The sequence below is a fragment of the Natronorubrum bangense genome, assembly GCF_004799645.1.
GTDB classification, from domain to species: domain Archaea; phylum Halobacteriota; class Halobacteria; order Halobacteriales; family Natrialbaceae; genus Natronorubrum; species Natronorubrum bangense.
This window is the reverse complement of record NZ_CP031306.1, coordinates 417,257-431,080: the sequence shown is the minus strand read 5'-3', so window position 1 is coordinate 431,080 and position 13,824 is coordinate 417,257. Positions and strand designations below refer to the sequence as shown.

Sequence of the window (13,824 nt, the reverse complement as noted above, 5' to 3'; positions counted from 1 at the left end):
TAGGATTAATGATAATACATAAGTGAGTGAAAGACATAGAGGTAACTGTAATGAGCACCCAAAAGACCATCCGTCAGAAGGCCGGCACCGTCGAAGAGAACGCACTGAGACTCGAGCCCGAGAAGGCCGAACAGATCATCGACGCGCTGAACACCGACCTTGCGGACGCGTATGTACTGTACCACCAGCTCCACAAACATCACTGGAACGTCGAAGGCGCGGAGTTCCTCGACCTTCACGTTTTCCTCCAGGAGGTCTACGAGGATGTCGAGGACGCTGCCGACGCCCTCGCCGAACGCCTCCAGGCACTGGGCGGCGTTCCACACGCGAGTATGACGACACTGGCCGAGAACGCGACGGTCGAACCCGAAGACGAGGACGTTTATGACGTACGCACGTCACTCGAGAACGACCTCGAGATGATGGGCGAGATCATCGAGAGCACCCGCGACCATATCGAACTCGCTGAGTCGCTTGGCGACCATGCGACGGGACAGCTGCTTCGTGAACAGCTCGTAACGATCGAAGAACACGCTCACCACATCGAACACTACCTCGAGGACGACACGTTGGTCCTCGAGGAGGCGACCCACTAGCGGACCTCGGGCGCTTTCTCGTCGGTCCGTCCCGGAAGCTCGAGTTCGATCTCAAGCGATGGCTCGCCGACGCCCTCGAAATCAATCTCGAGTTCGACGGGCTCGCCGAAGGCGAACGGAAGTTCCCATTCGTCGGTTTCGATCGTCAGTTCGTCGCCGTCACGAAGCTGCTCACCCAGTGCGATCAGGAAGGAGCCGGCTTCGCTCGCGTCGAGGCGGTACTCCTGTTCAAAGTCGCGACCAGTTCGGATCGTCGTCCGCTCGTCTGAGTTTGTATCTGCATCGGTCATGGAACAGTACATACGGTGTCGGTGAGTATGTCGATTGGGGTCGTTCGTCAACGTGTGAACTAATGCTCCGGCTACAGAAAAAACAGGAGAGAGCCCACGACTTTACAGTAGTTGCCGATTCAGATTGTAGAGAGTCGGCAAAAGCGTGACGAGGTCACTGAAATCCGCCTAGCATTGTTTGTTCAGACAGTGATTTGACGAGCTAGCAGCGGCTGAGACACGGAATCCACAGTGACAGAGAGTCTTGCCAGTCCGGGAGGGCGTGCTGACCCGAGCTGGCCCGGCATCGTTCGAGGCTGTTGCACTCCTCGACACCGGTGTCGTTCGCGTGCTGGTGTCGCCAGTCAACGTGACGATCGGGCTTTTGATCGCCGGGCTCGTCGGTCTCAACCTTGGGCTGACCTATCTCGCGGTCGTCCAGCCGGCGACCTGCGGGATCGGCGCGGGGTCCGGTCTGTTGGCGTCGATGCCCGCGTTGCTGTCCGGAACGGTGTGTTGTGGCCCCGTCATCTTGATTGCGCTCGGCATCCAGGCGAGTGGACTCCTGTTGACCATGTTCGCGTGGCTGTTGCCGCTTGGGGTCGGCCTGATGCTGTTGAGTCTCGTGTACGTTGCTGGTCGGATCGACGTTGCCGGCGCTTCGGGCGAGACGCCATCGACGTGAATCACCGACCGTGGCAGTGAACCGCCTCGGGGTCACGTGGTTCGAGACGCGAAACGTCTCGTCACTGAGCGGGATCGAAGCTTACGCGAGGTCAGCGACCCCTCGGGTTCGCTTGATCACGAAAATCTTCGATTCCCGTCCGACCCCGGGCATTCGGACTGCTCCGCCTGTAGACTCGATTCTTCCCATCGGGTTGGAGCACGCTGACGGCTGGATCGGCTTCCGACGCGCGGGAGACACTGCGCTGATGATGCGCTTCGATCACCGTGACGAGCACGTCTCTACGTCATTCGCGTTTGGACCGACCGGGGGGCTCGTCTTCTAGCTCAGCGCTTCCACGCAGCGCTGCAGCTGTTCCCATGTGACGCCACCGCGATCGTTTCATTTCGATGGATGTTCGTGGTCTATACCCAACCGGATAACATTCATACGGGTGTAAAAATTCGACGTGTACGGGAACTCACACGATGGTCGAGTATCAGGCCCCGAGTGAGTGATTGTTATAGTCTGAGTCGCCGACAAGACTGTGGTCCTGACCACCTTTCGTTCGTGTGCAGAACTGTCAGGCCATAGAACTCCTGTGGCCACGCTTTCGAGAATTGAACCAAATCCAACTTATCGGCCTACTACGGACGGGCCGTATGGAACAGCGGAGTGCATCCGAACTAACTGACGGGGTTTCGAGACGAACTGTACTCGCTACCGCCACCGCTATCGGCGGCGGCACGCTCGCTGGGTGTGTCAGCGACAGCGGCGAGAGCGCGCCAGACGACGCCCACAGTGGCGATAACAACGGTCACGAACGCGACGAAAGCGGCGAAACCGACGAGCAAAACGAGTTGGCAACTGAACTCGCAGCGGAGATGGTCGACGCCATCGACGACGAACTCTCGGTCACTGACTGGGAATTGAACGGGATGTTTGTTCCAGACTACACCGACAGCGGTGGCCTCGAGGCCGACATCGAAATCCTCGGGCCTGCCTACGCCGACATCGTCGAGCAGGGGTTCGACCGTCGAGCGATGCCGACCGCTCGTGATGACGATGGGAGTGTCGATTTCATGACCTTTCTCGAGCCCGAGTGGGCCACCGCGTATCTCGACGGAGAGCTGTCGGAAGCGGAGTATTACGCGGAGATCGCCGACTCCGAACACTGATACTTGGCGTTCAAACAGCATCTCCACACCGCTGTCTCGTCGGTCGTGTCTCGTCTGTGAACACCCCCGGTCGCTATTTATACGTTCCCGGAGTCGGTACCGGTGGAATGACCGATTTTGAGCTCATCGTCATCGGTGGTGGCACGGCCAACAACGTCGCCGCGGCGGCAGCGGAACACGGCCTCGAGACCGCACTCGTCGAACCCGGGCCGCTCGGTGGAACCTGCCTCAATCGGGGCTGTAACCCATCGAAAATCCTGATTCAGGCCGCAAACGCAGTCACCCACGTCCGGGACGCAGAACGGTTCCACGTCGACGCCAACCTCGAGGGCATCGACTGGGAGCGCGTCGTCGACGAGATGGACGACCTGCTGGGTGAGATCGCGTCGGATATGGCAGACCGATACCGGAACACGGAGGGGCTCACGCTGTTCGAAGAGCGCACGACGTTCGTCGACGAACGGACGGTCGAACTCGACGGGCAGGCGGTAACCGGTGAGAAGGTCGTCGTCGCCACCGGCAGTCGCCCAACTGTGCCGCCGATTGACGGCCTCGAGGCGGTCGACTATCTGACGAGCAAAGAGGTGCTGTACCTGACCGAACCACCGGAAAGCCTCGTCATCCTCGGTGGCGGCTACATCGCCGTCGAACTCGGCTACGTGTTCGACTCGATCGGCACGGACGTCACCATCATCGAAAAGAACGATTCGCTCGTCTCACGCGAGGACGGAGCGGTCGCTGCGACCCTGACCGAGATCGCGAGCGATCGCCACGATGTCCACACTGGCCATCTGGTGACGGCCGTCGAAGAGTTCGGAGACGGGTATCGCGTCCACGCCGAGACCGACGACGGTGAGACGCTCGCTGTCGACGGTTCGGACGTTCTCGTCGCCCTCGGCCGACGGCCGAACACCGACGCGTTGAACCTCGAGGCAGCCGGCATCGAGGTCGACGACCGTGGCTTCATCGAGACGGACGACTATCTCGAGACGGCCGCCCAAAACGTCTGGGCGCAGGGCGACGTGGCCGGCAACGCGCTGTTCAAACACTCCGGCGACTACGAGACGCGCCACGTGATCGACACCGTCGTCTACGACGACCGCCGCCAACTCGATCTCACCGCGATGCCACACACGATCTTTACCGAACCCCAGATCGCCGGCGTCGGGGCCACCGAAAGGGAACTCGAGGACGACGGCCGTGAGTACGTCGTCGGTCGGGCTGACTACGCCGACTCGGCGATGGGGCGGGCGAAGAAACTCGAGGACGGGTTCGTGAAGGTGCTCGCAACGCCTGATGGTGAGATTCTTGGCTGTCACATCATCGGCTACGAGGCGTCGATGCTGATCCACGAGGCGGTCGTCGCGATGCGGACCGGAGCCAGCGTCGACGAGGTGGCGAATACGATCCACGCTCACCCGACGCTGGGGAAGGTCGTTGAAGCGGCGTTCAGGGATAGCTCGAACTGACTGGCGAACACACCGAGCGGACAGACGCGACGAGAAACTCGAATCAACGGCGTCGGCTCTCACTCAGGCGACCACTCGCAGGCGGTGCCTGCAGTCAATTCGTTTTCGTCGATGTGCGCCGACAGACACGCATAGTCGTGGGGACGTCGACGAGCACCGAAAGCGTTCCGTCCGCAACACCGCAAGCGTTGGTTCGGGATCTTGTGCGACCGAATCAGCTACGACGACTCCCCGTCGAAAAGCCGGGAAACCGCCTCGTCGTTGGGCGTCCAGCCAACGAACTCGCCACCTTCGAACGGCAGGTCGACGGACGCGATGTAGTTACACAGACCGACGTAGAAATCGATGAGCAGACCGGCTGCGACGATTTCGGCCGGCGAATACTCGCGAGCGAGGGCGTCGTGAATCTCGTCCGTCACCGTTCCCGATTCGACGGCTCGAGCGTACTGGAGCAAGACGAACTCAGCGTCGTCGAACGACGAGAAATCACCGCCGCCGATGGCGCGCATCTCCTCGAGCGTGACGCCTTTGTGGCGGGCGATATCGACGTGCTGGTGCCACTCGTAGCGGGCACCGCGCGCCTGTGCGACGGTGAGGATGACCAGCTCCTTTCGTCGCTGGCCGAGCTGGTCGTAGAGCGTGTTCAGATACTCGAGGGTCGCCTCGAGTACCTCGGGGTTGTGTGCCCACGCACGGAAGATGTGGCGGTCGCCGAGGTAGTCGTCGGTGAACAGGTGGTGATACGCCTCCGGAATGTCGTCGAGTTCGAGCAGTGGCAGTCGTGGCATGTGTGTTTGGTTGTGATCGGTTAGTCCATTGGATGACTGTGGCGTGGCTCCGAGACGGTGTACGCGCTCTCGTCGGGCGGGCCGGCATCGAGAAACGCGACTGCACGCGTTTCACCGAGGTCGATCAGCTCCCGGATGAACGACGAGCTGCGATCGACCTTCGTCGAACAGTGGTAGTTCTTTTCCATCGGGATCCGTCGAACGGCGGTCCTCGAGAATTCGTCCTCGGGGAGGTGTCCCGCGTCGATCCACTCGTTGACGCGTTTGATGACGTGGAGCTCTTGATTCAGCGAAATATTCCCCGCGAGTTCGTTGCGTCGGTCGGCAATCTCCTCGAGCGAGGTGGGTTCGCCCTCGATCTCTTGGGGGTTGATCTGGATGACCCACAGTTCGTCCGGTTTGCGGCCGGCGTTGCCGGCCATGAGGTCGTCGATCGGCGGGTTCTGCGAGAAGAGACCGTCCCAATGGAGGTGGCCGTCGATCTCGACGGCCTCAAACAGGGTCGGAACGGCAGCCGACGCGAGCACCGCCTGTGGTGTCACCTGTTCGTCGACGAACGTCTCGAAGATACCGGCATTGACGTCGACCGTTCCGATGACGAGCTTCGGAGCGTTTTGCGTACAGAGGCCGGGAATCTCCTCGAACTCGATGTGGCGTTCGAGCGTCTCGCGGATCCGGTCTTTCCCAGCCTCTGAGCCAGGTGTCTGGTACGGGCTGAGCTGTGGAATCGGAACGCCGTTGCTCTCGAGTCGCGAGAGCCCGGCGGCCCAGTTGTTCAGGAGCTGATCGCCGACGTCGGTCGCCGACAGATCGGTCCACAGCGCCTCGAGGAGTTCGATGGCGCGTGCCTCATCAGCCGTGACGAGCCCGTACCACGCCGCGAGGGCGTTGAACGCGCCGCCGGAGGTTCCGCTGATTCCGACGAGCTCACAGTCGTCGGGCCACTCACGGAACAGTCTTTTCAGGACGCCGGCGGTGAACGCGGTGTGGCTCCCGCCACCCTGACAGGCGATTGCGACGTTCCTCGGATCGGTCTCACTCATATGTTCCCGATCGCGCCGACGCCGTCGTCTGTTGCCTCGATATGTGGGATGACCAGCTTCGACAATAAGAACGGCGACCGAAGCATGAGATCGTGCATGAAGTCGTACGTCTCCATCGGGAAGTCAGCAAGCGACGCGATGTGTTGCATCCCGTCGATGTTCGCGGTGTAGCGAATCGTCCCGAGATCGGCAGCGTCGTCGACGGCCGCCTCTACGGCATCGTCGTCGGCGAGGTCGCCCTCGACCGGGACGACTCGCCCCTCTGCGTCGAGAGCCGTTGCGACGTCGACCGTTTCCTCGAGTCCCTCCGCGTCGATATCCACGGCAGCGACAGTCAGCCCGTTGATTGCGAGTGCAACGCTCGTCGCCTGTCCAATGCCCGATCCGCCACCAGTGACGATCGCAACAGTATCCGTTGTGAAGTGGTCATCCGGAACACGAAGCACATCGTCGGCTGTCACCTCCGGTGGCGTCAATTCAGTAGAACCGTTTGTCATAGAGGTCGTACCCTGAGAAGAGGTATATAACCACAGCGGTGTGGCGCTCACCGTACACGGGAGGGAAAGTACTATGACTGCATGGATATCAGCCTTTCCGGAGATTCAAGCTCTTCGGTGTCGTCCACACAACGACTTCGGTGTGTGATCCATTGTTTGTCCGCTCCTGTTGGGCGTCACCTCTTGTCATCGGTTCGTCTTCGAGTGCGAGCGTGGCAGGCGTCGTCGGAAATCTTCGGTTCTTGGTGTGTGAAGGTGGTGTTCTCTGCCCTGTCTTCGCCGGTCATTAACATCTTGTTTGGCGGTTCGTCAACCACTCTTCAGGGCGATATCAACAAAACGAAAGGCAGATGTCCAGAGGCTTGACCCGAAGGCAGTTGATGTGAGAGACACGGCTATCAGCACCAACCTCGAGACCGACGAAATGAGTCGACGGAATCGCCCCTCACTTGTCCTGATCCTGAAAGAAAGCAGAGAGAAGGTGCCGAGTACCGTTCCGAAGGTGTTGGTGGAGCGTCGAAGACGAGACACCCATCGAGTCGGCTAGTTCCTCAGCCGTGATCTCGCGCGGCCAGTCGTAGTACCCTGAAAAGTACGCCGACTCGATCGTTGTCCGCTGTTTTTCGGTAAGTTGAGCATCGACGACATCGCGAAACTCATCGGCAGTATGAATCGAGCGCTCACGCTCTCGCTTCGATCGGAGGTCCACGGTCGAAAACCCCTCTTCTAACTGGGCGACGATTTCGCGGATATCCGCGGACTGTGGCGCTTCGACAACCAATCGTCCCCTGCCGTCTTTGGCCACGGCCGATTGATAGGTTGCCCCGGCTTGCAACGCCGTTTCGGCTGGGGCTTCCGGCGTGACCGACTGGAGGACGAATCCATCATCGCGTTTGGCAACTGCCGTCGCGTCCTCAACGTGGTCAGCCTCGGCCGCGAGTTCGAGGACGTCCGCCGGTTTTGCACCAGTAATCGTGTGGTAGTGCATGAATTTTCCCTCGTCAATGGGAATTGACCGCTCGAGCTTGCATTGGCAGTCGAGTTCTTTTGTCACGTTGAGACAAAACACCCGTGGATCCGCGACCTCGAACTCGAGTTCGACGACCGAATCGGAGAGCAGGATCTTCCGATTCTGTATTGCACTTATTGCGAAGCCGGTTATTTGCCCGAGCAGTTCGAACCCTCGAACCGCTTTTTCGCCGAACACATCCTCGTTAGTGCCGTGAACCACCATCACGCCGTATATCCGATCACCGTAAATAATGGGAACTGCAGCCGTTGTCTCGACCTGCCTGTCCTGATCGTCCGAATCGGTGTCGGTCACGCCTCCCTCGAGACGGTACTGTCTGATGACCGTGATGTCTCCCGTTTCGAGCGCTCTTTCGACGGTCCCGTTTCCGAGACTCGAGAGCGGCGTCTCGTTGATCGCCTTGAGGTCAGCGTCCGCGATTCCGGAACCGGCACGCGCTGCGATTCGATCAGTGGTCACTTCAGCGTCACCGATCCACGCGCTACTGTACAGTTCGGATGCTGCCAGCTGTTCACAGATTGTCGATTCCAGTTCGGATCGAGTCGTTGCCTCGACGAGCTTCTTTTCGATCAGTTGAATAAGGGTATTGATTCGGTTCAGCGTCTCGAGCTGGTCGCGCTGCTGGCGTAATTCGTGCTCCTGTTCTTTGAGCAGTTGGGTCTGTTCGGTCCGCTCGATTGCCGTCCGCACGGCAACCGCCAATATATCAGCAAGGCGAATATCGCGGTCGTCAACCTCATCGTCGTCTTCGACGATGATGCTCACGACACCGTGCGTTCCGACTGGGATATGAACACTTGGATACTCGACCGGCGAGGAACGGCCAAACTCGCCGGACAGCGGAATAGTCGATACGGGTTCTGAGACCCGAAATGCACGTCCGGCGAGCGTAGCTTCGAGATCGTACGCGATGTGAGATGTGACCAGCCTCTCGGCTCCTGTCGTCAACACGGCTGGTTCGAGTATCGATTTCTCGTGGTTGAGCAGGCGAAAACAGGCGACCTCGAAGCCAAGAACGTTCTCGATGGCGTCGACACCGATCTCGGCAATTTCCTCTCGAGAGTGGACTTTCATCAGCTCATGTGCCACCTCGTTGAGCATCTCCAGTTGCTGTTCCTGCGATTTTCGGTCCGTAATATCTCGAATGACACACACTAGTCCACCGTTGTCGAGCGCACTGAGTGAGATTTCCTGTGGAAATGTCGTTCCGTCGGTCCGTTTACCGACTGCTTCTCCTCGCCACTGTCCCTGTTGCTGGACGACGGGAAGGATGTCCGATTCGAAGCGTTCGATCTCGTCGTCAGCGTAGAGGCGGTCCCACGTTGTTCCAATGAGATCGTCAGTCTCGTCGTATCCCCATAAGTCGGCCAACGCATCGTTTGCGTACGTGAACTCGCCGTGGTGGTTACTGATACCGATACTATCGGTTGCAGCGTCAATCGCCGCAGAACGGTGACGAATCGCCTGATCGTGGTCGAGACGTTTGAACGCTGTTTGCGTCGTCTGTGCGAGGATGTCGACGAGATCCCGGAGCGATCGGTCGATGTCTTCTACCGTCGTTGATCCGATTGCAAGCAGTCCGTAGCCTCCGAGTGGAACCACGAGTAATGACTTCAATGACATTTCGGGGTGTGCAGGATTGTCGACATCGTCGTACGCTTCGAGCAGTTCGGACTCGCCATCCCGGAAAATTTCCATCTCGGTCGTCTCTGACGTGATCGGGCCGATCGCGTCGATCGCACTCCCACTTGATAGGGATGATACCTTTTCGCTCGCGGCCAGCGGACGCAGAACGTCGTTATTTTGCTCATAGAGCCACAGTGCAGTGAGCGACCGTCCGAATACAGTCTGGACAACCTCGAGGACCACATCGCCGATATCGTGGGCCGTATCGGCGTCCATTAGTCGCCGACTGGCGTCGTTGAGTGCCTTTAGCTGTCTCTCGTACGTGTTCCGTCTTGTGCTGCTACGGACCGTCGCGAGCAGGAACGGTCGGTCGTCGACTTCGATTTGTGAAACGAACGTTTCGGTCGATATGGCGTCGCCACTGCGTGTGTCGTACGCTAGGTCGCCGTTCCACCCGGCTGCTTCCGTGAGATCCTGCTCGATACGCTCACGAACCCAGTCGAGTTCGTCGTGGAAAAGATCGCCCGGATCGAGTGACATCAGCTCTTCGTATTGGTAGCCCAGCATGTCACAGAACTGGCGGTTGCATTCAACGATGTCGTCTGCCTCGAGATCGACCACGACGATTCCGTCGATCGCCTGCTCGACGATTCTTTCTAAGGGTTGTTCGTCCCTGCTGGACCGTCGGTTCCGGGGGTGTTCCGCCACACCTTCCCGGAGTGTGAGCGTATAATATCGTTGGTCGTCGTACATCGCTTCGGTTACGGAGAGCCAGACGGGAACATCGTCACCGCGATTATCGACAAGCGAGAGCGGGATCTCGGAACCGCCAGACGTCGTCGTGTTCGCCTCGTGACGGAACTGTTCGAGCAGCGATGACCGATCTCCCGAAAACAGTCCTTCGATAGAACGATCGACGAGCTCCTCTGGCGTGTAGCCCAGCAACCTCTCGGTCGAAGGAGTAGCGAAGACAACCACCCCGGTTTCGTTGAGTGCGAGAATCCCGTATGGCACTCCAGCTATCACCTCAGACAGAAACGATTCGTCGACCAGAGAGGAGCTGTTAACCATATGAGTGCTACGTGTTTCACCAACATAAATCGACAACACCGAAATGTAAATGAAGGTGAAAACACGTGCAAATATAAGCATTCACGAAGTGTTCATTCTCTTAATCCACCACGATTTTCCCAGCCGACCGCTCCGTTCAGGGATGCACTGACCGACAGCCTGAACAGGCCGAGTACCGCAAATGTTGAAGCTACCCAGTGTTTGGATGGGTTCTACAGATGAGCAAGGCGAGTGCCTCGGGGTCGTACGGAAATCTCCGATTTCCGTGATGACGAGAATCTCCGATTCTCGAACCACTTGACCCCGAGGCGGTTCACAGGCGGTCAAGACAGAGTGACTCTGGGCGTGACCTCGAGGCAGTTCACGACCCTCGACACGAGCCGACGTTACAGAACATCGAGGAGAAAGCCCACGACTTCAGTCGTGGGATGAACCCGACAACCCACTACACAGTCCACCGTTCGATGGTATAGCGGGATATTCCACGCTGCGTAATCCATGCCTTCAAGTAGGTTTGTCTACATAGGTTATGTATGGCGAAACAGGTCGTCACTCGCACCTACACTGCTTCCGTCAGGAATCATAAACAGGTGTCCGACGATCTTGATTCGCTCGGATTCGCCGCCTCAAAGCTCTGGAACGTCGGACGGTGGACAATCAGTCGCGTCTGGGATGAAATCGGCTACATCCCTGAACACGACGAACTCACCGCGTACCTGAAGTCGCACAAACGCTATGATGGCCTGCATTCTCAGTCAAGTCAGCGAGTCCTTCAAGAACTCGCTGAGGCGTTCAACGGCTGGTACGGCAAACGACGCAACGGAGACACGCGAGCGAACCCGCCCGGCTACCGCAAACACGGCGACGACCATCCACGTTCGACGGTCACGTTCAAGAACAAAGGCTTCAAACTCGACACCCAGTACAACCGCGTCCGACTCTCCAAAGGCTCGAATCTCAAAGATTACTGGTCGGACTTCATCCTCTGCGAATACGAAACTCGCCCCGACGTTGACCTCTCCACCGTGGAGAGCGTCCAACAAGTCAGGGGCATCTGGACGGGTGACGAGTGGGAGCTCCACTTCGTCTGTAAAGTCGAAATCGAAGTGTCCGAAGCACCCGGTGAGAAGACCGTGGGTGTTGACCTCGGTATCAACAATTTCGCCGCCCTCGCCTACGAGGACGGCCACGCCGAGTTGTACCCGTTGAACTGCTTGAAGCAGGACGACTACTACTTCAGCAAACGGATTGCCCGGTGTGACGATTCGGACTCCGAGCAGGCCACGCGATTGAACCAGAAAAAATCGGCTCGCCGTACCCACTATTTCCACACACTTTCCAAGCACATCGTTGAACGATGTGTGGACGAAGGTGTTGGAACGATTGTGGTGGGCAATCTCGCTGGTATTCGTGAGGATGAGGAGCACGGTGAGGCGAAGAACTGGGGCAAACACGGGAACTTGGACTTGCATTCGTGGGCGTTCGACCGTTTCACCGACTTGTTGGCCTACAAAGCCGAGATGGAAGGCATCACGGTCGAGCACGTGTCGGAGCGGGATACGTCGAAGTCGTGTTCGTGCTGTGGTCGCAAGCGTGATGCGAACCGTGTTGAACGTGGGTTGTACGTGTGTGATCGGTGTGGTACGGTAGCGAACGCGGATGTGAACGGTGCTGAGAACATTCGACAAAAAGTATCTCCGAGTCTCGCCACGGATGGCGGTGATAGGAGTAACGGCTGGTTGGCACAGCCATCGACGTTCTTGTTTGACAAGGAAACTGGTGCGTTCGCACCTCAAGAACAGGTCACGTCGTAAACCACAATATCCCAACGGCGGTCGGGAATCCCACGACTTCAGTCGTGTGGAGGATGTCAACTAGTAGTGTAAGGTAACTAATCGAGGAGAGATCCCATGTCCACGGATACGACACACCCCAACCAGCAGCCAACGATCGGCGTCGATGCGAGCCCACTCGAACACTACTCGGCGGTTCGAACGGAATCCGACCAACTGATCGTCTACGACGAACGCGACGAGGACGCCTGGGTTCAGTCGGATGACTGGATTGACGCGCTCACGGTGGCGTGACCACTCGTTTTTCGAACTCGAGTTCAGTTCATCGGTGGTGATGATCGTCATCGTCACCGCGAGTGAACCGCCCGGAAAACGCGCGCTGGACGACTTCGGGCAGTGCCGGGTGGATGTGGACGGCATCACGAATGTCCTGTACCGTCCCTGATCCAGCGGTCATCGCGACGACGACTTCCTGAACGAGCGACGACGCCTCCGGGCCGATAATATGACAGCCGAGGATCTCGCCCTCCAAGTCGACGAGTACCTTCACGAATCCCTCGGCGTGCATCGCGTCGCCGCGAGCGGTGTTTTCGTAGCGATAGGTATTCGTCGCATACTCGCGACCCGCAGCGCGGAGATCCTGCTCGAGCGCGCCAACCCCTGCGACTTCGGGTGACGCGAAGACGGCGAACGGCATGGCGCTGTAGTCGACTGGCTGCAGCTCGTCGCCAAAGATGTTCCTGACGGCCGCCCGTGCCTCGTGGTTCGCGCTGTGTTTCAGCAGGTATTCGCCGACGATGTCGCCGAGTGCCCACACGCCGTCGGCGGTGGTCCGAAGGTACTCGTCGGTCTCGATAAAGCCACGCGCGTCAGTCTCGACGCCCGTCGCACCAACATTCAGCGTATCCGTGTTGGGAACACGCCCCGCCGCGATGAGCAACTCGTCTCCAGACACTGTCACGGGGGCTTCGTCCTCGAGAATACCGCCATTGGGGCCGTACTCGTACGGCTGCGCCTCGACAGTCACTGTGCCGTTGGTTTCTGAGACTGCCGTTGCAGCGTGTCCTGTGTGTACGGTAAACCGGTCGGCGTATCGGTCGGTAAACGCCGCTGCGACCTCTTCGTCGGCCTCTGGAAGAAGGTTCGGGCGGCGGCCGATGATCGTCACATCGGTCCCGAATGTCCCGAAGAAGTGGCCGAGTTCGGCCGCAATGTAGCCACCGCCGACGATGATGAGGTGGTCAGGTTGTGACTCGAGTTGGAGGGCCTGGGTGCTCGTCAGGTAGTTCGTCTCCTCGAGACCGTCGATATCCGGAACCGACGGTCGGGTTCCCGCGGCGATCAGGACGGTGTCCGCTCGCAAGCGCGTCCCGTCGTCCTCGCCGCCGGAGATTTCGACGGTCCGCTCGTCAACGAACCGGCCTTCTCCCTCGAACAGTTCGTGAGCGGACGACGAGCGCAGTCCGCGGCGGATCGACTCGGCATCGGCTTCGACCTCCTCGTTGACGTCGCGGACGATCTCGTCAAAGGCGACATCGTTGACATCCGCGTCGATATGAAACTCATCGGCACGCTCGATCGTTTCCAGAACGTCCGCGTGATACAACAGCAGTTTCGAGGGGATGCAGCCACGGTTGAGACACGTGCCACCGAGTGGCCCCTTTTCGACCACGGCAACGGACTGTCCTTGGTTTGCTGCGACGTTTGCGACATCGAGCCCGGAGCCCGACCCAATGACCAGAAAATCGAATTCGTCCATGTACACATACCAGACGCGCATGGCTAATGAAACTCCGAGTT

Annotated in this window: 11 protein-coding genes and 1 pseudogene; 6 read left to right on the top strand and 6 right to left on the bottom strand. The window is 58.9% G+C overall.

Features of this window, described 5'->3' with window-relative positions:
* Positions 1-50 precede the first annotated feature (50 nt).
* Positions 51-596 carry a DNA starvation/stationary phase protection protein DpsA gene (gene dpsA, locus DV706_RS17445; RefSeq protein WP_006067000.1) on the top strand — a complete coding sequence of 182 codons (546 nt, stop codon included), beginning with the start codon at positions 51-53 and terminating at the stop codon, positions 594-596.
* Here the strand turns inward: dpsA and DV706_RS17440 are convergent.
* On the bottom strand, positions 593-886 hold the full coding sequence (locus DV706_RS17440; RefSeq protein WP_049889882.1) for an amphi-Trp domain-containing protein: 294 nt from the start codon (positions 884-886) through the stop codon (positions 593-595). The genes dpsA and DV706_RS17440 overlap by 4 nt on opposite strands.
* 244 nt (positions 887-1,130) lie before the next feature.
* Between DV706_RS17440 and DV706_RS17435 the strand changes: the two genes are divergently transcribed.
* The 3 genes from DV706_RS17435 to DV706_RS17425 all read left to right on the top strand — a co-directional run bounded on the left by DV706_RS17435 (position 1,131) and on the right by DV706_RS17425 (position 4,176).
* Positions 1,131-1,550 carry a hypothetical protein gene (locus DV706_RS17435; RefSeq protein ID WP_240756887.1) on the top strand — a complete coding sequence of 140 codons (420 nt, stop codon included), beginning with the start codon at positions 1,131-1,133 and terminating at the stop codon, positions 1,548-1,550.
* Positions 1,551-2,191: 641 nt separating this feature from the next.
* A complete protein-coding gene (locus DV706_RS17430) occupies positions 2,192-2,707 on the top strand; it encodes a hypothetical protein (protein ID WP_006067004.1) in 516 nt (171 codons plus the stop codon).
* A 107-nt stretch (positions 2,708-2,814) separates the two neighbouring features.
* Positions 2,815-4,176, top strand: coding sequence for a dihydrolipoyl dehydrogenase family protein (locus DV706_RS17425; RefSeq protein WP_006067005.1), 1,362 nt, complete (start codon positions 2,815-2,817; stop codon positions 4,174-4,176).
* A 218-nt stretch (positions 4,177-4,394) separates the two neighbouring features.
* Here DV706_RS17425 and DV706_RS17420 read toward each other — a convergent pair whose 3' ends face one another.
* The 4 genes and pseudogenes from DV706_RS17420 to DV706_RS17405 all read right to left on the bottom strand — a co-directional run bounded on the left by DV706_RS17420 (position 4,395) and on the right by DV706_RS17405 (position 10,231).
* Positions 4,395-4,964, bottom strand: coding sequence for a carboxymuconolactone decarboxylase family protein (locus tag DV706_RS17420; RefSeq protein WP_006067006.1), 570 nt, complete (start codon positions 4,962-4,964; stop codon positions 4,395-4,397).
* 20 nt (positions 4,965-4,984) lie between these two features.
* Entirely contained in the window at positions 4,985-6,007 is a 1,023-nt protein-coding gene (locus DV706_RS17415) for a patatin-like phospholipase family protein (protein ID WP_006067007.1), read from the bottom strand.
* Positions 6,007-6,504, bottom strand: a pseudogene (locus tag DV706_RS17410) (SDR family oxidoreductase); the annotation flags it as partial. The gene DV706_RS17415 and the pseudogene DV706_RS17410, both read right to left, overlap by 1 nt.
* Before the next feature lie 445 nt (positions 6,505-6,949).
* Positions 6,950-10,231 carry a bacterio-opsin activator domain-containing protein gene (locus DV706_RS17405; RefSeq protein WP_006067009.1) on the bottom strand — a complete coding sequence of 1,094 codons (3,282 nt, stop codon included), beginning with the start codon at positions 10,229-10,231 and terminating at the stop codon, positions 6,950-6,952.
* 533 nt (positions 10,232-10,764) lie between these two features.
* On the opposite strand from DV706_RS17405, the gene DV706_RS17400 reads away from it, so the two are divergent.
* On the top strand, positions 10,765-12,045 hold the full coding sequence (locus DV706_RS17400; RefSeq protein ID WP_006067010.1) for an RNA-guided endonuclease InsQ/TnpB family protein: 1,281 nt from the start codon (positions 10,765-10,767) through the stop codon (positions 12,043-12,045).
* Positions 12,046-12,141: 96 nt separating this feature from the next.
* The gene (locus tag DV706_RS21540) at positions 12,142-12,318 is read left to right on the top strand and encodes a hypothetical protein (RefSeq protein ID WP_161569813.1); all 177 of its coding nucleotides are present in this window, start codon (positions 12,142-12,144) and stop codon (positions 12,316-12,318) included.
* 28 nt (positions 12,319-12,346) lie between these two features.
* Here the strand turns inward: DV706_RS21540 and DV706_RS17395 are convergent, their stop codons facing one another.
* The gene (locus DV706_RS17395) at positions 12,347-13,783 is read right to left on the bottom strand and encodes a dihydrolipoyl dehydrogenase (RefSeq protein ID WP_049889895.1); all 1,437 of its coding nucleotides are present in this window, start codon (positions 13,781-13,783) and stop codon (positions 12,347-12,349) included.
* Positions 13,784-13,824 lie beyond the last annotated feature (41 nt).